Origin of the sequence: uncultured Gordonia sp. (assembly GCF_937858515.1) — a bacterium.
Classification (GTDB): Bacteria; Actinomycetota; Actinomycetes; order Mycobacteriales; family Mycobacteriaceae; genus Gordonia.
This window is the reverse complement of the sequence record NZ_CALLZT010000068.1, coordinates 1-17824: the sequence shown is the minus strand read 5'-3', so window position 1 is coordinate 17824 and position 17824 is coordinate 1. Positions and strand designations below refer to the sequence as shown.

Below are 17824 nucleotides of genomic sequence, written 5' to 3'. Positions count from 1 at the left end.
TGGTGTCGGTTTTGTGGGTGAGGGGTGCAACGGTGCTGGTCAGTCGGTGAACGACAGTCCCTGCGGATGCTCGCTCATCGGTTGGTCTCCTGGTCTGCGGTGCTGGTCTGGTGGAGCTGGCACGGTGCGCCGGGCGCGTCGACCACCAGACGGCAGGGGCGGCCCTTGCGGGTGGGGCGGCCGCACAGCAGCGGTACGGCGGCGATGCGGGCTTTGAACTCGTCGGGTAGCTCACCCTCGTCTTCGTGTGTGGGCCAGCGGTCGCCGGTGTCGTCGGACGGTCCGCGGCGCATGAGTTCGCGGTCAACGATCCATAGGTCGGTGTCGCCGTCGGTGTCGAGGCTGGCGGCGAGGTAGTAGCCGGCTGCGCCGTCGTCGTCGAGGGGCACGGCGGTGCCGGGGATCAGGAGGAGTCGTTCAGCGTCGCTGATCGGCTGCGGATCAGTCATCGTTCGGTCTCCTCGGGGGTGAGTGCGTAGGTGCGGAGCGGTAATCCTCGGGGCATCCCCTCGCGGCGGGCCGCTGTGACGGTGATCTGTTCGTCGGCGGTCATCTGTTCGAGGACGGCCACGACTTGCTGACTGGTGAGGTTTCGGTGGTCGCCGTTGACGCTGTAGCCGCGGGCGGTGGCGACCAACCGCGAATGCTCCATCGGCCCGTTGCGTAGCCGTTTGAGGATGCGGCCGGGAAGGGCGTTCAGGGCGGTTTGCTCGGCGGTCGCACTGACCGGTTCCGTGTGAGCGACCTCACTGAATGCGGTTGGTACTGTCCCCTTTTCGGGTACACGCTGTACCTCGGGTACAGCGTGTCTGACCTGCGGTTTTGGGGGCTGTACCTCGGGTACAGCGTGTACCTGTGAAAGTCGGTATCTCTTGCCGTTCGCGACCTCTACCGTGACGATGTCGCCGACCGCTTCGAGCTCGGCGAGTGCCGCGGTGAACTGGTCCCGAATGTCGGCCTTGAGCTTGGGCCGTAGGTCTCGTGAAGCGAGTTCGCCGTCACGTTCGAGCCACCGGAGAACCGCGGCCTTGGCCCGTTCGAGGCGTCGTTCGGCGATGATCTCCTCACCCATCGCCCGACTGATGGCGCGGTCCCGAACCTTCTTCTTCGCGGCCCGGCGCGCTTCGGTGAGCAACCACTCTCGGACCCGATCGGACTCGTCCATGACGACACCGGACAACTCCCAATCGAGAGCCGACACGACGGACCGGCCGTGCATGATGGCGAGGACTCCGGCGACCTTGCAACGCGTAAGCATGGCGTGCCCGTCGAGAGCGTCGGATTCGCCTCGCTGGCGGGCAAGGTGGGCGCCGATGATCTGTTCGCGGATCTCGGGCGGGCCGTAGACGATCTCCACGACATCGTGCTCGGCCCTCCACGATGGTGCTGTGGTGTCGAGGGGGTCAGGATCTCCACCACCGTCGGCCGGCATGTCCGGGTCGGTGGTGAGGAACCACAGGAATCGTTGCGGAGTCCCACCGGTGGTGTCATCGAACAGGACACCGGTGTGCCCGGGTTGCCCACCAACGGACAGGCACAGGCGGTAGCTGTGCGGATCGACGCGCCGTGAAGTCGCCGAAGACGCGCCTTTGCTCCCCAGCCGTTCCCCCATCGCTGCGGCCTTGAGGGTGGCGAGGATGGTGTTTCCCTGCCGTTGGGCGAGTCCGGTCAGAGTGTCGATCTCGGGGACGCTCACGATGGCGCGAGTGATCCGGTCGTCGTCCTTCGGTGGGGTGAACAGGGCGGCGATGCCTTCACCGGACCCGATGCCTTCCTCGTGGATCTCGGTAGGCCAGGCGAGGCGGGCAACCTTGTCACTGATGCCCTTGCCACCACCGGACGCGGACACGAACGCGGCCATGAGGTTCAGCGATGCGCGGTCCCCGATGACGCCGGGCAACTGGACCTCGGGGCCGGTGGATGCGGCTACGCGGAGCATGACGGCACCGAACACGGCCCACGGCGCGGCGTACCGGGCACGTGCCCACTGCCGAATGGTCTTGAGCTGGTCGGTCTGGTCGAAAAAGTCGTCACGGTTCACGGTGCCGTCGGCGGTGTCGGTCATCTCGGGCTGTGGCCTTCCATCTGAGTCGGGGGTCGAGGTTGCCGGGGCATCTTCCGGGCCGTCGTCTGCCGACGATTGCGCTGCGCGGGCGGCGTGCTGGGCAGCCAGCTCGTCGAGGATGCTGCGGGCGCGTTCGGCTTGGCCGCGGGCCTTGTTCGCCTTCTGCCGTTGCTTACGGGTCGTGGTCGGTGCGCTCATGCGGCCTTCCTTCGGGCGCTGATGATGGTCTTGTCGATCTGCCGGTCATCGAGGCCGGCCGCTGCGGCTGCGGCAGCGAGCGCGGCGAACGTCACCTCGTCCGCTCCCTGCTCGGTGCACCGGCACGCAGCCCAGAACAGGAACCCGTTGCGGTTCCCCTCGGGCTGGGTGGCCATGCGGGTAATCACCTCGTCGAACCGACGCTGAGAACGTGTCTGGCTGCGCGGGATGCTCGCCTTCACTGGGGTAGGTCGAGGTGGTGAGACACGCTCGGCAAGGTGCGCGGGTAGTGGCGCGGCCGGTTCCTCGCTCAACCACTCGTAGCGGTTGCCGCTGGGATGGATCGACGGCGGTGCCACCAGGTAGCCGGTGTGGGTTTTGATGTCGATGCCGTCGGTATCGGCGAGCATCCCGCGGGTGGGACCGTTCCAGCGGAACCACACGTGCCAGCCACCACCACCGGTGGCGGCGATGCGGGTTGGTGGGATACCGCCCAGCTCGTCGAGGCGGCCTCCGTGGCGGGGGTCGACGTCGAGGACGATGTAGCCGGCCGCGGGCCTGATGCCGACGTTGTAGAGCACGTCGGCGCGCCACCAGCTGCGGATGACATCGGGGTCACAGGTGGCGTCGTTGTGGCCGTGGCGGACGAGTCGACCGACTGGCGCTTTGCCGGGGCACTCTTTGCGGTCCGGTTCGTGTGGCCCATCGCAGAGGCATCGTGCGGGTTCGAGCGGTAGGACGGGCATCCCGCGGCGGGCGTACGAGAGTGCGGCGTCAAGCATGTGCTGTGTGAGGCTCACCCGGTGGCCTCCATCATGCGGCGGCGGCAGACAGGGCCTACAGCTCGCGCTACGGACCGTTCAGCGGTCAGCGGGTGGCGGCAGACGGTGCAGCGGCAGGCCAACGTGTAGCCCAGCTCGGCGGCACTGGCCCGTAGTTCGTGGAGCTGGCGGGCGAGGTCATCACCAGCTTGTAGAATTGCTGTGTCCTTCACCCGGATGTTGCCCCGTCGACCTTCCCCCGGTCGGCGGGGTGTGTTGTTGCCGCTCATGCGGTCTGTGCCTCCATCCAGGCATCCACGTCGGACCGGCGGTAACGAATCCACCGGGAAGAGATGAGTAGGTGTTTGGGTCCGGTCCCTGCCTTGCGCCACCGTCGGACGGCTTCAAGACCGAACCCGGACAGGTCGGCGAACTGTTCCTCGGTCAGCAATTGGTTGGGGTCTGGTGCGGTGGTCGGTGCGGACCTGCGGGCGGCCATTCGTGTTCTCCTCGGTCGGGACAATCGAGCTGGCATGAGTAGATGTGTAGGGGGTGCAACGGCCGGGCGAGCTGGCTGTGACCAGCGGTTACGTGATGCGGTGGTGGTGGTGCCCCGGCGAGGTCTCGAATCCTCGCTCACTACCGATTGCGCGGCCGGGGCTGATCGAACAGTCGGGGGTTACTCCCCGTCGGGGTTGCGGTGCGCCAACGTCACCCGCAACGCAGACACCAGCAGGCGAGTCCAATCGTCGGGAGTGAAGTTGTAGCCGGTGACCTGCCCGTACCGGTCGGGCAGATCCAGCCACACTTGCCCGTCGGACACGCTGATGGTGGCCGTGCCGGTCGAGGTCATGGCGGTGGTGTCACCGGCGAGGTCAACAGCACGCACAGTCTCGTGAATCAGTTCGGTCATGATGTGAATGTCCTTGTCGTGGAAGTGATTAGGGCGACGATGTCGGCGGCCTTGCGGATGCCGTCAGCCAGTTGCAGCGCGTCGGCCTGGTCGAACGTGGTGTTGCGGTCGAGGTCGAGGCACACCACCGGCCGGCAACCGAACTCGGTGGACACGGACACCCATGAGGCGCCGACGGTGGCGACCAGGATGTACCCCTGGTCTGCGGTCGGTTCGTAGGTCACCGTCCGGTCCCCTTCGGCACACCGAAGTACCGGCCGCCGGCGGTCTGCCCGTAAACGAGGGTGGCCTCGTTGATCTCGGCTTCGGCGTTCTCGGCCGGTGTCTGGCAGTCGGGGCACAGGTACCCGACGATGCGCCCGGCCTTGAACGTCGCATTCCACGCGTTCGGGGCGGCCGGGTTACGCAGACGCCGTTTGCAGCGATCACAGCGGATCGTGGTGCTCATACGGTCACCACCGACGCGTCAACGATCTGCCCGACGGTCACCATGCTGATGTCGTCGAGCACCGATTCCCACGCCGCGGCAGCAACGAGAAGTGTTGCGCGGCCACGGATACCGACCATGACGACGTGCTCGTCGTGGTCGCCGACATAGCGCCAGGTGCGCAGGATCGGGGCGCCGTCGTCGTCGCGCCACTCATACAGCGGCTGGTCCTCGCGGTGGGCGGCCAGCATGTCCAGAACCGCACGCCACGGCATGACCGGGATGGCCGGGGTGGTGTCGGTGTACAGCTCGATGCGGATACCGGCGGCCGCGATGGTCCCGGCCGGGGCGTGCGAGATGTAGACCATCGGGCCGGCGAGCAGTGGTTGCACCATCGTGATGGCGGCGCCGGTAAAATCACTCATTGATCCTGTCCCTTCTTGTGGGGGTTGGGGTTGGTGGCCTCAGCGGGTTCTTGGTCGGATGCGCTGAGGCCGTTCCTATCTCGGTCTGTGGGCCGGGTGAACCGGGCGGGGCCGTTGTACTCGTCCAGGCCCAGGCCGGTGTCCGCGTGCGCCACCAGAGCGGCATAGCGGTCGATCACGGGGTGTGCTCGCTCTCCTGCGGCTGTTCGTGCAACCGGTGCTCGGCCTCGTAGTGGTCAGCGACCCGTTCGAGGCGTGCGGCGATCTTCATGATGGTGTCGCCGGTGACGGTGGCGGACAGTTGCCGGCACACGTCGGTGATCGCGTCGAGTTCGGCGAGCATCTGCTCGGGACCGGTCAGCGGGGCGAGGTCGAGTTCGGTTGCGCGGCCAGTGATCCCGGTAGCACGTTCAACCTCGCACACGATCTGGTCGACGTCCTTACGTACCTGGTCGCCCAGTGCGTCGAGGCGAGCGAGAAGCCGTTCGAGGTTGCGGCCGCTCACGCGGCACCGCCTTCGGTCTGCCGGGTGATGTACTCGTTGATCTGTTCGTCGGTGGAGAACCGGCGGTCGAGGACCTTCACGGAGCCGAGTTCGCCGGAGTACCAGAGTTTGAACACGGAGGACCGGCCGATGCCGCCCAGGCGTTCGCCGGTGGCCTTCCAGTCGTGGAGCGTGGGGGTCATGCGCGGAACCAACTTTCTGTGTATGAGATACGCAAGAGCTTGGCGATTCGCTCTAGTTTGCGTGAGCCGTCCAAGTAGTAGCACGACGCGCCATAGCTGCGCAACGACCACGCGCGTTCGGCGTAGTCTGCGTGGTTATGACTCAGTGGAACCATGAACTCGTGGCGAGGATCGCGGCAGAGGTCCGACGATGCCGTGATGAGCGGAAGCTCTCGGCGGCGAAACTGTCAGACCGTACCGACGAACTTGGAATGCGGATCACGCGAACTGTGATCGCGGACCTTGAAAACGGGCGAAAGAAGACACTAGACATATCCGAACTCGTCATTCTCGCTCGGGCACTGAATGTGCCACCGGTGCAATTGATCTACCCAGACCTGCCGGACGGTGAAGTAGAGGTATCGCCGGATGACAATTTGCGTTCAATCTCTGCACTGCAATGGTTTTCGGGTGAACGTGCAGAGCCGAACGATGCCGTGGACGGATACGTCGGCGGCGGCAAAGAATCATCGAACTATACGGTTTACCTTGCGCGCATGTTGCAATATACAACCGTCGATCTAATCCGTTCCCGGAAATTCTTGCGTTCCGAACTTGACAGGCCGCTACATATCCCGGATGAGGACGAACTTTCGTCGCTACAACGGATGGTTGACGTATCGCGTGGGCAGCTCGTCAGAATCGCATCACTCATCATCGCCAGCGGCGGCACCATCGACTTGGACCGCCTTCCTGCCGACGCACGTGAAGCGATCAAGGCCGGCGATGGGCAGGGGTAGACCACGGCTCAAGATCGGCGAGCACGGCAAGATCACCCGCTACCCACAACCCGACGGCCGATACCTCGCCCGATGCCGCGTACGCGACGCAGACGGCGAAGTCCGGTACGCGAAAGCGATCACACCGGCCGGTGTCGTCGACAAGTACGGCGACAAGGCGGAAGCGGCGCTACGGGCTGCGCTCGCGGTACGGCAACCACCAGGCGCCGGCGAACTCACCACCGACACACGACTCGGTGACCTCCTGGACCGGCACATCACGCGCATCGAGGTGGAGAGCGAGACCAGCGGGAAACCGTCACCGAAAACGGTGGACACCTACCGGTACGCGGTGAAGGCCGCGAAACCGTTCCTCGGTGCGGTGCGGTGCGTGTCGGCGAGGCCACACCGCGGGTACTCACCGATGCGTTGGCCGGCATACAGCGGGCGAACGGTGACACCAGGGCAAGACAGGTGCGGGGCCTGCTCAAGACCGTGCTGACCGACGCTGTGCTCGCCGGGGTGATCGCACAGAACCCGGTGGGTCAGCTCGCCACGATGAAGCGGACCAGGGCACCGGCCGGGGGAGCGCCCGCGGTGGACACGGCAACGATGGTGCGTGTGTTCAAGCGGGTGAGCACGTCGGCATACTGCCGGCGCAAGGATCTGCGTGACGTGGTGCTCGTGCTCATGGGGACCGGTGCGCGGATCTCCGAAGTCCTCGCGCTGCGGTGGTCCGACGTGGACCTCGGCGCCGCAACGATCACGTTCTCGGGACGGGTGACGACGGCGGTAGGGAAGGGGACGGTACGCCTGGACGGGCTCAAGAACGGCGACCAGGCGCGGACGGTGGCCGTCCCGGTGTGGTTGGCCGCTGCGCTCACCGCTCGTGCCGTCGGTGTCGAGGTCGACGCGAAGGTGTTTCCGTCGGCGGTAGGGACGTGGAGGGACACGAACAACACAGCGAGGCTCTGGCGGGAGTGGCGCGGATCAAGCGGCCTGGACATTGACGCGGTGTCGTCGCACTCGTGGCGGCGGACGCTGGCCACGGTGATCGACGATGCGGGGCTATCGGCGCGGGTTGCTGCGGACCAGCTCGGGCACACGAAGGTGTCGATGACTCAGGATGTGTACATGGCGCGCAAGCGGGTCCATCGTGCGGTGGCGGATGCGCTGGGGTCCGTCGTCGAGGGCACGAATAAGGCACGAATATAGCGGGACTCGCACCGTATTCACACACGCTGGTGTGAACGCAAACGGTACGGGATCGGTTGAGGGTCAACATGATACGGACACGCCCGAACTGGCGCGTATAGGCTGGGCATAATCGATTGGTCGCGGGTTCAAGCCCCGCACTCCCCACCATCTACCAGCGGTTATGCCAGTCGCCCCGGTCCGAAAGCCGGGGCGACTGACCGTTTATTCACCGCTTATAGCGCGTACGCGCAAAGAGGTCGCCCGGTAACACCGCGCCAGGAGAGCGCCCGGTGACCAGTGGTCCATCCTGGGAGTAGCGAGCCGGGCTGGAGGTATCGCAGCCGATCGGGGTGGGCTACTGATCCGGAAAATGGCCCTGAACTGGTGTTTTGTTGTCTGGAGTATCCATAGGCTAGAGTCATCACTCGGTTCAGGTGACACCGGCGAGAGCCGCGGGTGACCAGAGCCGCAGCAGTCCTCCATAGCTCAATTGGCAGAGCATTCGACTGTTAATCGAACGGTTGCTGGTTCGAGTCCAGCTGGAGGAGCATAAGAAAGGCCCCTCACCTGCACAAGCAGGTGAGGGGCTGATTTCGTGTGCAGGGCCGAGCCATCGTGGTTTACCCACCGAGCGAGAGCCTATGGCGCCGTGTCCCGGACGCCATCAACCGGTGGCACCAGCGGCGTCGATTGGGAACGGCAGCTTGGCCGCGTCGACGAACCCGTGCACCAGCACCTCCGAACCCACATTGGTGGCGGTGGTGCCGTTGGCGCGGATCACCCGGCAATCGGCGAACAGAATCCCGGCCGCGACCTCGGTGCCATCCGAGGCCGCCGGCTTGTAGGGACCGGCCTTGCCGGTGGCGGTGACGATCCCGACCACGGTCCCGGACGGGATGTACCCGTTCGGGTAGTGCGTGGCCGGGGTGAACTTGGCGACATCCAGGGTGACGCCGGGGGTGTAGTCGGTGCCGTGCGGGGACAGCAGCCACCGCCGGTCACCGACCTGATAGGTCGTCTCCTGCAACGAAATATCGGTTGCCACAACGAACCTCCTTGATCTGTTACGAATTCTTTCCGAAACGCTTGTGCGCCTCGGCCAAACCCAGCGCCGCACCCGTGTTGGCCGGTGGCTGGTTGTTGCCGCTTTGACCCCACTGCCGCGAGGTGCCCGACTGCGTGGTGCTGGCGAAGGTCGCCAGATGCGCGCGCAGGCCGGCGGTGTCGAACGTGCCGGACTCGTCGAGGAACTTGGCCGCATCGGTCATCGCCAGCACCGCCTTCTGCTGCGCCTCCGGTAGACCCGAACCGGCGACTGTGGCCTCCAGGAGCTGGCCGGCCATCTCGGCGCGCACCCTGGCCTCGGTCGTCGCGGTCGCCTCGGCGCTCGCCTGGTCACGGGCGTCGGCGATCGCCTTGTCCGCGGCCGAGAGCTGCTCACGTTCGAGCTCGGCCACCCGATCGGCCGCCGCTCTGGCCGCTTCGGGGGTGATGCCGCCGAACTTCTTGAGCTGCTCGGCCTTACGCCGATCGTGGTGCTTGAAGTAGGCCAGCTGCTGCTCGACCGTCATCTCCGCAATCGGCGTGTCCGCGGGGAACCCACGATCAGCCGGAGGCTGACCGTCGCCCTGCTCACCGGCCGGCGGCGCACCGCTGGCGGGGTCACCGTCGTGGTCGGGGCTGGCGCCGATGACGGGCCAGATAGGACCACGCTTGGAGAAACCGATCGCCCGAACACCGGTCACCGGATGAATCGGAAACGCTTGGGGCATAACAACAACTCCTCATGTCGAGGGGGATGAACAACGGGATGCCCGATGACGGGCGACAGCCCCCACCCTGAGCAGGGGAGGGGAAGACTTGGGTAGATTTGCGAGAACCCCGCACCCTCAGAAGGTTGCGGGGTTCTCGATCTGTCGTATTCCTACGATGTCGCCGCGTGACGCTTACGCAGCGCGCGGATCTTCGTCAATAGCTCTTCTGTCGAGCGTGAATCTGGTCGGAGCATTCTGCGTGCCAGGTCTTCAACTTCGTCCGCGACGGCAGGGGCGAGCTGCGCACCGTGCTTGGTGGCGATATTGACCGACGCGATGAACTCAAGAAGATTGTCACCGTATCGAGGGGCACGAGAGACGCCCGCAGCGTCGAACAGCGCCCGGGTGGCTTCGATACAGTCCATGCATTGATCCTACGCCTTCCTGGGCTCCCAATTGTCCAGGAACCATAGGTCAAGGTCTACGAGCCCACCATCCCTACCGCGTTTGTCGTTACGTCTCACGTTGTCGCCATTCACCGGGTAGATCGTTCGAGGGGTTCCCCATCGGTCAATCGCGACGTCTACGACCATGCGATTACCGCCGTAGTCGACCAACCCTCGAAAGACGTATGACTCGTACTCGTCGTCAAACCTTGCCATCGAGTAGTTTGCGAGCACAGAATCTTGAACTGCTTGCAGGTCTTCCAGCGTGTCGACTGAAACGGGAAACTTGGAAGCGTCTGGAATTCGCGACTTGTGATGGTGTCCGCCGCCGCCAGTGCCGTCGGTCCCCTTGAAATGTTCATAGTCATTGCCTCCGAGCTCCCTGACATCTGCACGCCGGAACGGTACCCAGTCGGGGAAATCACGCTCTGACGGATCGTCAAACCCGGTCCGATCACTGCCGTTCCCGTCATCACCACCCCCGCCACCACCGGCGGTCTGCCCGCTGCGGCGATCAGTGTCGTCATCTCGCGGCGGCTGCGGCGGCGGCACGCTCGACTTCCGAGGCATTGCGCCGGGCGACGGACGACCGGTGCTCACCCCAGACGCCGTGAGGTCATTCACACCTTGCCAGGTGGTGGGGGTGGCAGGGATCGAACCTGCCATGCTCACGCGCCGGATTTACAGTCCGGATGACGCACCAGCGTCGTCACCCCCGGAAAGCTAGAAACGCAGGGCCCCGCTCGTTCTGACGGCCTATTATTTCAAAGCTGGAACGGGTCTCCCTGCGCGTGTCCCAGACTACGCTTCGGGCAGGATCTCAACTCGGCCTATCGGGGCCTTACGCTGCACACGCCGCCCCGGCAAGGAGGTCGAGGCGGCGACTCGGGGTACCAGCCCGAGCAACGCAAGGAGAATCAGAGATGACCTTTGAAGACGAAGCCCGCAACGACCTACAACGAGCGTGGGAATACTCGGCCGACAACCTGCGCCAACGCGTGACCGGCACCAGCCCGACGACCGAGGAAACCCTGGACACGCTCAAAGACCTGTTCACCGCGGCCGCCGACAACACCGTGCGCCTGGCCGCGTTGTGCGACACACTGTGGGCATTCAGCCAGCACATCCTGCCGGAAGTTGAGGCCCTCAAGCAGCAAGTCGCGGAGCTGGAGAAACGGATCTGACGCCTGCGGTATCTCGATCCCGGCCGTCGCACGCCAGGCGACGGCCGGGTCCTGCTCGATACGCGCATAGACGGTCTCGCACATGATGACTCCTCACGGGGGTATACGATGCCCGACGACGGGCGATAGCTCCTCACCCCGAACGAGGGGAGGGGAGTGCCTGTAGATATGCGAGAACCCCGCACCCTGAACGGGTTACGGGGTACTCAGGTCGCGGTGTGGGCGACTAAGCGGCAGCCGCCGCTGATCGTTCTTCAATGCGTTGCAGCGCATCTCGGATGAGCTTCGGCTCGTTACTGCCCGGCCGGAACACGCAATCGTGCTCGAACGCGTCCCGAACATCGCGCAGCACATCGGCAGTCAGCACCGCCTGCTGCTCGTCAGCCAATCCGATGGCATCGACCAGCACGACCCCGAACGCACCGCAGTCGAGCGCGGATACGGCGAGATCATCAAGCTGCACGCCGCTGCGGACCAGCGCGTCAATCGCGTCACTACTCGTTGCCACCAGCCCAGTTTAGCAACGCATCCAGGCTGTACGGCTGGTCTCGGCGACGCCCATCGATATTTCGGCCTACTCCATCACCGTTCACCGGGAAGATGGTGATCGGGACAGCGTCGGCATCGAGGACGACTTGGACGACCATCGAGTGGCCATCGACGATGATCGAACCACGGAACTCGAATCGACCAAACCGGCCCGACCGGACCTGCACTGAGCCGCTGCTGAGCACCGCATTCTGAATTCGCTGCAAGTCTTCGAGTGACTGAACCCACTGCGGAAACTCGGTCTTCCTATTCCATCCAAGGCCGAAGATGTGACCGCCGTCCGTCGTGCCATCAGTCCCGTTGAAGTGCTTGAAGTCAGATTCATCAAGCCGTTCCACGTCACGTGGTGTGAACGGGATTGCGGAACCGTTGGGCAGGCGAGGGAACTCCGGTGGGAAGCCGGCCGAGCCCGCACCAGGCCCATTGCCAGTGATGGGCGGCTCGCCGCCACCGTTACCTCCGGCAGTCTGGCCGAAGCGGCGATCAGTGTCGTCGTTCTGGACCTTCTTCGGCGGCGACACGCCGGACTTCCTCGGCATGCCGCCAGGTGTTGGGCGACCGGCACTGACCCCAGATGCCTTGAGATCGTTGCGGACGGTCTGATCCGACACCCCGAGCGCCTCGGCGATCTCCGCAGTCGACGACCCCTCCCGGTGCATCTTGGCCGCGAGTTTGCGGCGCGCCGAGGTGGCCCGGGCGCGTTCGGTGCGGGTCTTGTGCGCGGTCTTGGGGACCAGGACCGCGCCGAGCTCGCCGTGCTCGTCGACCTGGTAGCGGGTACGTACCAGCGCCCGCCGGTAGTTGCTCTGGGCGTCGCCGTACAGGCGGGACAGGTCTTCGTCGTTGACCATCTTCGGGTCGAAGTCGGCGGTGATCGCCGCAACCGTGCAATGGCACCCACTGTGCAGGGGTTTGAGGTCGCCGATGTTGTAGCGGCGGTTCGCCGCCACCAGGCACATGCCGCACGACCCGCCCTTGGCCAGCTCCGGGTGCACGATGCGCCGGTACCCGAGGACCTTGTCATCGAGGTCGGCGGCCTGGGCGAGGGCTTCGTGTTCGGCGATGCGCTGGGCGAGCATCAGGTTGTCGTCGACGATGCGGGCCAGGCGTTCCTCGGCGGCGGTGTTGGCCTCGGTGACGGTCGCGCCCTGCGTCCGCTGGTACCGGTAGGTGCGGGCCGGGCGGTTGAGTACCTCCTCGGTGGAGTGATCGGACACGGTCACCTGCACCGGGCGGCCGTCGCTGGTGGTGCCGGTCGTCGAGGTGACGCCGCGGCGTTGTCCAGCCGACGGCGAGCTGCTCGTCGAGCCGGCGGTGCGCCGCTGGCCCACGGGTGCTGGTGCGCTCGTCGAAGTCGATGTCACGCCGCGGCGCTGCCCCGTCGGCGGCGAGGTGCTCGTTGAGCGCGGCGTTGGGCCGCGGTGTTCGCCCTGCGACGGCGTGTACGCCGTCTGGGTGGGGCGTCGTGCCGGTTGCTGTGAGTCGCGGTCGGCGTCGGAACGCTCATCGCTCGCACGATCAGCGTCTTCGGTGGCGGGTTCGGGCTGGTACTCGACGGTTGTCGGGGTGGCGATCACCTCGGCGCGGCCGTCGACCACATCCACCCGCGCACCACGTACCTCGGCAGGGTCGGACGGGATGATGGTGCCGGCGTTGATGCCGAGCGCCGTCATCTGCTGCGACTGCGCCGCCGCGGTGACGCGGGCGAGGTCGGTTTGCGCCGCATGCAACGCCCGCGCCGCCTGCGCGGTGAACGCCTGCACCGATGCCCCGTCGTACGGGTTGGTGCGCCGCCACAACTGCGCGATCACCTCGAACGCCCACGCTGCCAAGGACTCACGGCGGGGGGCCACCGCCAGCGCCAGCGACCGGATCGCCTCGCCGGGGTCCGGTGCCGCCGACACCGCAGCGTGCAACGCCGCGGCGGCCGCCAGGGCCTGGGCGTAGCTGCCGCTACTGGCCGTCGATGTCGTCGTCGGTGCTGTCACCGGTCACCGGGGGAGTCGAATCGGGTGCGGATGGTTCGGCGGGGGCGGCGATCTGCATGCGCAGCAACGCATCGGCGGTGCGCTGCTGGATCACCAGTGCCGCTTCCTGCGGTGACATCTCCCAGATGTCGGTCAGGATCCGCTCCTGCGACAGCGCCGCCGAGGCCTGCGCCGACGCCGCACCCTTCTCAGCCAGGGACCGGAACTCGATCGGACCCCAATGCAACCGCAGCCCTGTCCGGGGTTGGCCGGCGAACGCGAACACGATCCGCCACAACAGCTTCAACGCCGGCGTGACCCGCGCGCGACGGTCGCGGATCGTCGACGTCGCCGACTCCCGCATCAACGCCGCGCCCTCGGCAGAGCCGTTCGCCGCGTCCGCGACGCCTGACGGAACCGTTCCCGCTCAACTGTTTCCTTGAACACCAAACGGATCCGATCGGCGATCAAGGAAACCGTTACGCGGGAACAAATTGGATGGAACCAAACGGGGGGTTGGTGCGTCTGATAGCCATGCATTCGTATCCTTGTGACTCTTATGGGCTTGTTCGGCGGTCTGTGCTGTTGGGAATGGGCTTGTCCGACAATCAGATTGCCGATGCTGTGCGGCGTGGTCTGCTGATCCGCGTCTATCCGGGGGTGCTGGTGGCACCCAGCGCATCCTTCGACGGCCACGAGGGTGCTCAGCGGTTGCACCGCATGACAGCTATCGCGGTCGCGACATCCGGACTGTCCACGTCGGACTCACCGCTACCGTTGTGCCACGCCACCGCCGCCGCATTCCATGGAATCCCATTGCTCAAGCCCGACATCGCGCGCGTCCACGTGACGACCGGTGGCCGGTCGGGTGGCGCCGTTCACCGGTATCGACACCTGCACGCGGCGCCGTTCGATCCGGCGGAGGTCACAGTCGTCGACGGGATCGCGGTGACCACCATCGAGCGGACCGCGGTCGATGTCGCGGCCCAGGGCGTGTTCGCGCAGGCTCTGACGGCGTTCGACCAGGCGATCCGCATGGGCGGAGATGTCGAGGTGATGGGTGACATCCTGGAGTCCAGGCGGCGCGTCGGTGTTCGGGTCGCACGGCGCGCACTCGCCTGCGCGAACGGATTGTCCGAGAGCGTCGGCGAATCATGGAGCCGCGCCCAGATGATCGAAGCGGGGCTGCCGGTTCCGCGTCTACAGCATCGATTCCACTGCCCATCGGGCAGCTACCACACCGACTTCGACTGGGACGAAGCCCTGATCGGCGAGTTCGACGGTCTCCACAAGTACGGTCGGTTACTCAGACCCGGTGAGACGGCCGAGCACGCCGTCGTCCGGGAGAAACTGCGCGAGGATGAACTCCGGGCGACCGATGCGCATTTCGTCCGCTGGACGTGGGCCCACCTGGAGTCGGACACTGTCGTCGCCCTCCTCAAACCGCGACTCAAGCGCCTCGGTCTGTGCGCGTGATCACCTCCCGCGTAGCGATTTCCTTGATCGCCGATCGGATCCGATTGGTGCTGAACGAAATTGCTCAGCGGGAAATGTCACGTCGTCAGGGGAGGCCTGCGCGGGGGGTGTTGACTGTGATGGCTCGGATTTCCGCCTCTCTTGCGGCCGTTCTTGCTTGTTCGTCGAAATCGGGGGCGCAGCAGAGGAACAGGGTGCGGCCGTCGGCGCCGCCGAGCATGCACGCGAAGACGCCGCTGCCGGGAGCCACCTCGTCGACGATCTCGCCGCCTTCGCGGACGCGGATCGCGCGACCGCCGACCGCGTCGGCGATCCACATCCGTCGGAGTCGTACCCACACCCGTCAGGTGCGACTGCGATCTGGGCGAACACCTCGGCGAGCGGCCCTGCGGCCGGAGGCTCGGCGAACTGTGCGAAAACGCGGCGGTTGCGCAGCGAGCCGTCGTCGGCGATGTCGAAGGCACTGACCCGATTGGCGAAGGTCTCGTCGACGAGCAGCACGCCATCAGGAGTGACGATGCTGCCGTTGGGGAACCAGACGTCGTCCGCCACGACCGTGACCGAGCCGTCGGGGTCGATGCGCAACAGGACGGTCGGAGCGACGTCGCCACTGCCCATGAGATCGAAACCGAAGTTGCCCAGCCAGGCGCGCCCCGCGTCGTCGACGACCATGTCGTTGGGGTGTCCACCCACGAACTCACTGACGTCGGCGTGGACCACCGAGGTGCCGTCGGGCTCGCGCCGCATGACCTTGCGGTCACGCATCGAGACGTAGAGCAGCCGTCCGTCGGGCAGCCAGCCGAGCCCCGACGGCTGGGCCGGCACCTCGACCTCGACACGCAGGTCGCTGCCGTCCTCGCGGACCGAGCAGATGACGTGGGTGTAGAAGTCGACGAACCACAATCGGTCGTCATGCCAGCGGGGGCACTCGGTGAAGGACATTCCTGTGACGACGGTACGGATCTCGCGGACATCTTCGGCCATGCCTCACCATAGGCGCGCCAGACCGCCTTCGCCCCGCAATCTCCGGGCACGGCAGAATAGCTGCACGTGGACGCCACCGACCTTGCCGATACCGATCCGGTCACTGCTGCGAGCCGGGTGCTCGGTTCGATACTGACGGTGGGCGAGGTGCGTGCGCGGATCGTCGAAGTGGAGGCGTACGGGTCGCCCGAAGACGGGCCGTGGCCCGATCCCGCCGCACATTCGTATCCCGGTCCGACGCCGCGTAACCGGGTGATGTTCGGTCCGCCGGGTTTCCTGTACGTGTACCTGAGTTACGGGATACATCGGTGCGTGAATGTCGTCTGCGGACCCGAGAACACCGCCTGCGCAGTGCTGCTCCGGTCGGCCGAGATCATCGACGGTGACGACGTCGTGAAGGCGCGCCGGCCCGGCGTCCGGCGGGCCGGCGACTTCGCCAGGGGGCCCGGAAATCTGGGGAAGGCTCTCGGAATTGAGCTGTCCGACAACGGGACCGACCTGTTCGACCCGGAGTCGACGATCTGCCTGGAGCTGCGGGGCGCCGAAACATGGGAGACCGGCCCCCGCGTAGGCGTCGCCAAAGCAGCCGACCGCCCGTGGCGCCTCTGGCTCCCGACCTCCCCAGCGGTCTCGACGTACCGCCGCAGCCCCCGCGCCCCGAGCTCCATCGGAGACGTTCCCGCGTAGCAGTCTCCTTGACCACCGAACGGATCCGATTGGTGTGCAAGGAAATCATCGAGCGGGAAAGATCGACGGCGTGGAGGATGAGTTGGTTGCGTTGGCGAACGGGGCGCGGGCGGGGAGTGGGCTCGGGACGCTGTGGGTGCATCAGGGGTTGGTGGGGTTCGCTCGTGGGCACGCGGCGACGCTGGCGGCGGAGCTGAACCTGTACCACCAGGACATGACTCCGATACTGGATCAGACCGATCTCAACTGGGCCGCCGAGAACGTCGCGTGCGGTCAGCCCGACGCCGCCACCGCACACCTGGCGTGGTGGAACTCGCCCGGCCACCGCGAGAACCTGATGAACCCCGAGTTCGACAGGATCGGCGTGGGTGTGGCACAGGGCCGCAACGGGACCTGGTTCTACGTCCAGTTGTTCGGGCGGACCGCCGCACCCTAGTCCCAGATGCCCGTGCTCTCCAGGTGCTTGGTCAGGCGGGCCGCGCCGTCGGTGAATTGGCGGCGCGTCTGCTCGATGACCTGCTCACGGTCACCGTTGCGATAGGCGGTGATCAGTTTGGCATGCGAGTCGACGGCCACCTCACCCCATTCGGGATCTGTGGCGTACAGCTGGGTGGGGGTGTAGCGGGTGGCGCTGAGCAGGAACCAGGAGAGTTTGCCGCTGTCGGCGATCAGGTTGTGGATGCGGTGGAACTCGAACTCGGCGTCGGCCACCTCCGGTCCGTCACCGGCACGCACCGCGACGGCGAGCTTGCGGTTACACCACTCGAGCTCCCCGATCTGCTCACCCGTGATGGCCTCGGCGGTGCGCAGTGCCACCCGCACCGCGATCTCGCTCTGCAACCAGAACAGGTCCTCGACGTCGGTGCGGCTCAGATCGGCGACGATGTAGCCGCGGTGCGGGGCGAGGTTGACCATTCCCTCGCCGCGCAACGTGAGCAGGGCCTCGCGGACCGGGGTGACGCTCACCCCGAGCCGCACGGCCATGTCGTCCATCCTGACGAACTCACCGGGCCGGATCTCGGCGGTCATGATCGCATGGCGCAGATGTGCGGCAACCTCCTCCGACAGTTGCGGCCGTTTACGGATCTTGCCGCCGGACACCCGTCCCGACGCGTTCTGTGGTGACTCTTTATGGGGTGCCCCTTGATGTGCTGCCACTGCCATGTACCTGCTCCCGTGCCGCCGCGATCCGGCGACCACAGCCTACAGGCCGTAGGTTTTGCCGATGATGTCGCGCTGAATCTCGTTGGTACCACCGTAGACAGTCGAGATGATGGAGGCACGCATCATGGCCTCGGCGTCGAACTCCGTGGCGTAGCCGTAGCCGCCCATCATCTGCATCGCGT

The 17824-nt window shown here is 65.9% G+C and carries 28 protein-coding genes, 2 tRNA genes and 1 pseudogene; 8 read left to right on the top strand and 23 right to left on the bottom strand.

Features of this window, described 5'->3' with window-relative positions:
* Positions 1-74: 74 nt before the first annotated feature.
* The 12 genes from Q0627_RS06035 to Q0627_RS05985 form a co-directional block, all read right to left on the bottom strand.
* Positions 75-449 carry a hypothetical protein gene (locus tag Q0627_RS06035; RefSeq protein WP_291012710.1) on the bottom strand — a complete coding sequence of 125 codons (375 nt, stop codon included), beginning with the start codon at positions 447-449 and terminating at the stop codon, positions 75-77.
* On the bottom strand, positions 446-2263 hold the full coding sequence (locus tag Q0627_RS06030; RefSeq protein WP_291012712.1) for a hypothetical protein: 1818 nt from the start codon (positions 2261-2263) through the stop codon (positions 446-448). The genes Q0627_RS06035 and Q0627_RS06030 overlap by 4 nt, the downstream gene beginning before the upstream one ends.
* Positions 2260-3063, bottom strand: a complete 804-nt coding sequence (locus tag Q0627_RS06025) for a bifunctional DNA primase/polymerase (protein ID WP_291012714.1) — start codon at positions 3061-3063, stop codon at positions 2260-2262. The genes Q0627_RS06030 and Q0627_RS06025 overlap by 4 nt, the downstream gene beginning before the upstream one ends.
* On the bottom strand, positions 3060-3314 hold the full coding sequence (locus Q0627_RS22465) for a DUF6011 domain-containing protein (protein ID WP_366851754.1): 255 nt from the start codon (positions 3312-3314) through the stop codon (positions 3060-3062). Before Q0627_RS22465 ends, Q0627_RS06025 begins: the two co-directional genes overlap by 4 nt.
* On the bottom strand, positions 3311-3523 hold the full coding sequence (locus tag Q0627_RS06020; RefSeq protein WP_291012716.1) for a helix-turn-helix domain-containing protein: 213 nt from the start codon (positions 3521-3523) through the stop codon (positions 3311-3313). Before Q0627_RS06020 ends, Q0627_RS22465 begins: the two co-directional genes overlap by 4 nt.
* Positions 3524-3703: 180 nt before the next feature.
* On the bottom strand, positions 3704-3937 hold the full coding sequence (locus Q0627_RS06015) for a hypothetical protein (RefSeq protein WP_291012718.1): 234 nt from the start codon (positions 3935-3937) through the stop codon (positions 3704-3706).
* Positions 3934-4161 (bottom strand): hypothetical protein, encoded by a 228-nt coding sequence (locus Q0627_RS06010; protein WP_291012720.1) that lies wholly within the window; start codon positions 4159-4161, stop codon positions 3934-3936. The genes Q0627_RS06015 and Q0627_RS06010 overlap by 4 nt, the downstream gene beginning before the upstream one ends.
* The gene (locus Q0627_RS06005; RefSeq protein WP_291012722.1) at positions 4158-4385 is read right to left on the bottom strand and encodes a hypothetical protein; all 228 of its coding nucleotides are present in this window, start codon (positions 4383-4385) and stop codon (positions 4158-4160) included. Before Q0627_RS06005 ends, Q0627_RS06010 begins: the two co-directional genes overlap by 4 nt.
* The gene (locus tag Q0627_RS06000) at positions 4382-4789 is read right to left on the bottom strand and encodes a hypothetical protein (protein WP_291012724.1); all 408 of its coding nucleotides are present in this window, start codon (positions 4787-4789) and stop codon (positions 4382-4384) included. Before Q0627_RS06000 ends, Q0627_RS06005 begins: the two co-directional genes overlap by 4 nt.
* Positions 4786-4968, bottom strand: coding sequence for a hypothetical protein (locus Q0627_RS05995; RefSeq protein WP_291012727.1), 183 nt, complete (start codon positions 4966-4968; stop codon positions 4786-4788). The genes Q0627_RS06000 and Q0627_RS05995 overlap by 4 nt, the downstream gene beginning before the upstream one ends.
* Positions 4965-5294, bottom strand: a complete 330-nt coding sequence (locus Q0627_RS05990) for a hypothetical protein (protein WP_291012730.1) — start codon at positions 5292-5294, stop codon at positions 4965-4967. Before Q0627_RS05990 ends, Q0627_RS05995 begins: the two co-directional genes overlap by 4 nt.
* Positions 5291-5476, bottom strand: a complete 186-nt coding sequence (locus Q0627_RS05985) for a hypothetical protein (RefSeq protein WP_291012732.1) — start codon at positions 5474-5476, stop codon at positions 5291-5293. Before Q0627_RS05985 ends, Q0627_RS05990 begins: the two co-directional genes overlap by 4 nt.
* Before the next feature lie 137 nt (positions 5477-5613).
* Here Q0627_RS05985 and Q0627_RS05980 point away from each other — a divergent pair, with 137 nt between their 5' ends.
* From Q0627_RS05980 to Q0627_RS05965, 4 genes are all read left to right on the top strand, one after another.
* Entirely contained in the window at positions 5614-6255 is a 642-nt protein-coding gene (locus tag Q0627_RS05980) for a helix-turn-helix transcriptional regulator (RefSeq protein WP_291012734.1), read from the top strand.
* Positions 6242-6736, top strand: coding sequence for a hypothetical protein (locus Q0627_RS05975; protein WP_291012737.1), 495 nt, complete (start codon positions 6242-6244; stop codon positions 6734-6736). Before Q0627_RS05980 ends, Q0627_RS05975 begins: the two co-directional genes overlap by 14 nt.
* A complete protein-coding gene (gene xerC, locus Q0627_RS05970; protein ID WP_291012739.1) occupies positions 6709-7449 on the top strand; it encodes a site-specific integrase in 741 nt (246 codons plus the stop codon). Before Q0627_RS05975 ends, xerC begins: the two co-directional genes overlap by 28 nt.
* Before the next feature lie 457 nt (positions 7450-7906).
* Positions 7907-7979 (top strand) — tRNA-Asn (locus tag Q0627_RS05965).
* A 116-nt stretch (positions 7980-8095) separates the two neighbouring features.
* Here the strand turns inward: Q0627_RS05965 and Q0627_RS05960 are convergent.
* The 5 genes from Q0627_RS05960 to Q0627_RS05940 all read right to left on the bottom strand — a co-directional run bounded on the left by Q0627_RS05960 (position 8096) and on the right by Q0627_RS05940 (position 10348).
* Complete coding sequence (locus tag Q0627_RS05960; protein ID WP_291012741.1) at positions 8096-8476, bottom strand: head decoration protein; 381 nt, start codon at positions 8474-8476, stop codon at positions 8096-8098.
* A gap of 19 nt (positions 8477-8495) precedes the next feature.
* Positions 8496-9203: a hypothetical protein gene (locus tag Q0627_RS05955; RefSeq protein ID WP_291012743.1), complete on the bottom strand. Its 708-nt coding sequence runs from the start codon at positions 9201-9203 to the stop codon at positions 8496-8498.
* Positions 9204-9355: 152 nt separating this feature from the next.
* Positions 9356-9610: a hypothetical protein gene (locus Q0627_RS05950; RefSeq protein ID WP_291012746.1), complete on the bottom strand. Its 255-nt coding sequence runs from the start codon at positions 9608-9610 to the stop codon at positions 9356-9358.
* A gap of 9 nt (positions 9611-9619) precedes the next feature.
* Positions 9620-10303, bottom strand: coding sequence for a hypothetical protein (locus tag Q0627_RS05945; protein WP_291012749.1), 684 nt, complete (start codon positions 10301-10303; stop codon positions 9620-9622).
* Positions 10267-10348, bottom strand: a tRNA-Tyr gene (locus Q0627_RS05940). The genes Q0627_RS05945 and Q0627_RS05940 overlap by 37 nt, the downstream gene beginning before the upstream one ends.
* Positions 10349-10554: 206 nt before the next feature.
* Between Q0627_RS05940 and Q0627_RS05935 the strand changes: the two genes are divergently transcribed.
* The gene (locus Q0627_RS05935) at positions 10555-10815 is read left to right on the top strand and encodes a hypothetical protein (protein WP_291016543.1); all 261 of its coding nucleotides are present in this window, start codon (positions 10555-10557) and stop codon (positions 10813-10815) included.
* A gap of 226 nt (positions 10816-11041) precedes the next feature.
* Here the strand turns inward: Q0627_RS05935 and Q0627_RS05930 are convergent, their stop codons facing one another.
* Genes Q0627_RS05930 through Q0627_RS05920 form a run of 3 tightly spaced genes read right to left on the bottom strand, consistent with a single transcriptional unit; the run spans position 11042 to position 13695 of the window.
* Complete coding sequence (locus tag Q0627_RS05930) at positions 11042-11323, bottom strand: hypothetical protein (RefSeq protein WP_291016541.1); 282 nt, start codon at positions 11321-11323, stop codon at positions 11042-11044.
* On the bottom strand, positions 11310-13352 hold the full coding sequence (locus tag Q0627_RS05925) for a helix-turn-helix domain-containing protein (RefSeq protein WP_298808359.1): 2043 nt from the start codon (positions 13350-13352) through the stop codon (positions 11310-11312). The genes Q0627_RS05930 and Q0627_RS05925 overlap by 14 nt, the downstream gene beginning before the upstream one ends.
* Entirely contained in the window at positions 13318-13695 is a 378-nt protein-coding gene (locus Q0627_RS05920; RefSeq protein ID WP_291016537.1) for a hypothetical protein, read from the bottom strand. Before Q0627_RS05920 ends, Q0627_RS05925 begins: the two co-directional genes overlap by 35 nt.
* Positions 13696-13829: 134 nt before the next feature.
* On the opposite strand from Q0627_RS05920, the gene Q0627_RS05915 reads away from it, so the two are divergent.
* The gene (locus Q0627_RS05915) at positions 13830-14807 is read left to right on the top strand and encodes a type IV toxin-antitoxin system AbiEi family antitoxin domain-containing protein (protein ID WP_291016536.1); all 978 of its coding nucleotides are present in this window, start codon (positions 13830-13832) and stop codon (positions 14805-14807) included.
* A gap of 85 nt (positions 14808-14892) precedes the next feature.
* Here the strand turns inward: Q0627_RS05915 and Q0627_RS05910 are convergent.
* Positions 14893-15791, bottom strand: a pseudogene (locus Q0627_RS05910) (SMP-30/gluconolactonase/LRE family protein).
* A gap of 66 nt (positions 15792-15857) precedes the next feature.
* Between Q0627_RS05910 and Q0627_RS05905 the strand changes: the two are divergent.
* Both Q0627_RS05905 and Q0627_RS05900 read left to right on the top strand, forming a co-directional pair.
* Positions 15858-16478 carry a DNA-3-methyladenine glycosylase gene (locus tag Q0627_RS05905; RefSeq protein ID WP_291016534.1) on the top strand — a complete coding sequence of 207 codons (621 nt, stop codon included), beginning with the start codon at positions 15858-15860 and terminating at the stop codon, positions 16476-16478.
* Positions 16479-16512: 34 nt separating this feature from the next.
* Positions 16513-16914, top strand: coding sequence for a CAP domain-containing protein (locus tag Q0627_RS05900; RefSeq protein WP_291016532.1), 402 nt, complete (start codon positions 16513-16515; stop codon positions 16912-16914).
* On the opposite strand, the gene Q0627_RS05895 is transcribed toward Q0627_RS05900, so the two are convergent.
* The gene (locus Q0627_RS05895) at positions 16911-17642 is read right to left on the bottom strand and encodes a GntR family transcriptional regulator (protein WP_291016529.1); all 732 of its coding nucleotides are present in this window, start codon (positions 17640-17642) and stop codon (positions 16911-16913) included. The two genes, Q0627_RS05900 and Q0627_RS05895, sit on opposite strands and share 4 nt — an antisense overlap.
* 39 nt (positions 17643-17681) lie before the next feature.
* Positions 17682-17824 (bottom strand): acyl-CoA dehydrogenase family protein (locus Q0627_RS05890; RefSeq protein ID WP_298808409.1); only part of this gene is annotated, 143 nt, incomplete at its 5' end.

Excerpts from the sequence above, each read along its gene's own strand:
- Q0627_RS06005 (WP_291012722.1), bottom strand. The coding sequence starts at position 4,385 with ATGAGCACCACGATCCGCTGTGATCGCTGCAAACGGCGTCTGCGTAAC.
- Q0627_RS05935 (WP_291016543.1), top strand. The coding sequence starts at position 10,555 with ATGACCTTTGAAGACGAAGCCCGCAACGACCTACAACGAGCGTGGGAA.
- Q0627_RS06000 (WP_291012724.1), bottom strand. The coding sequence starts at position 4,789 with ATGAGTGATTTTACCGGCGCCGCCATCACGATGGTGCAACCACTGCTC.
- Q0627_RS06015 (WP_291012718.1), bottom strand. The coding sequence starts at position 3,937 with ATGACCGAACTGATTCACGAGACTGTGCGTGCTGTTGACCTCGCCGGT.
- Q0627_RS05915 (WP_291016536.1), top strand. The coding sequence starts at position 13,830 with ATGGAACCAAACGGGGGGTTGGTGCGTCTGATAGCCATGCATTCGTAT.
- Q0627_RS05950 (WP_291012746.1), bottom strand. The coding sequence starts at position 9,610 with ATGGACTGTATCGAAGCCACCCGGGCGCTGTTCGACGCTGCGGGCGTC.
- Q0627_RS05980 (WP_291012734.1), top strand. The coding sequence starts at position 5,614 with ATGACTCAGTGGAACCATGAACTCGTGGCGAGGATCGCGGCAGAGGTC.
- Q0627_RS06035 (WP_291012710.1), bottom strand. The coding sequence starts at position 449 with ATGACTGATCCGCAGCCGATCAGCGACGCTGAACGACTCCTCCTGATC.
- Q0627_RS05920 (WP_291016537.1), bottom strand. The coding sequence starts at position 13,695 with ATGCGGGAGTCGGCGACGTCGACGATCCGCGACCGTCGCGCGCGGGTC.
- Q0627_RS05975 (WP_291012737.1), top strand. The coding sequence starts at position 6,242 with ATGGGCAGGGGTAGACCACGGCTCAAGATCGGCGAGCACGGCAAGATC.
- Q0627_RS05895 (WP_291016529.1), bottom strand. The coding sequence starts at position 17,642 with ATGGCAGTGGCAGCACATCAAGGGGCACCCCATAAAGAGTCACCACAG.
- Q0627_RS06030 (WP_291012712.1), bottom strand. The coding sequence starts at position 2,263 with ATGAGCGCACCGACCACGACCCGTAAGCAACGGCAGAAGGCGAACAAG.
- Q0627_RS05955 (WP_291012743.1), bottom strand. The coding sequence starts at position 9,203 with ATGCCCCAAGCGTTTCCGATTCATCCGGTGACCGGTGTTCGGGCGATC.
- Q0627_RS05985 (WP_291012732.1), bottom strand. The coding sequence starts at position 5,476 with ATGACCCCCACGCTCCACGACTGGAAGGCCACCGGCGAACGCCTGGGC.
- Q0627_RS22465 (WP_366851754.1), bottom strand. The coding sequence starts at position 3,314 with ATGAGCGGCAACAACACACCCCGCCGACCGGGGGAAGGTCGACGGGGC.
- Q0627_RS06020 (WP_291012716.1), bottom strand. The coding sequence starts at position 3,523 with ATGGCCGCCCGCAGGTCCGCACCGACCACCGCACCAGACCCCAACCAA.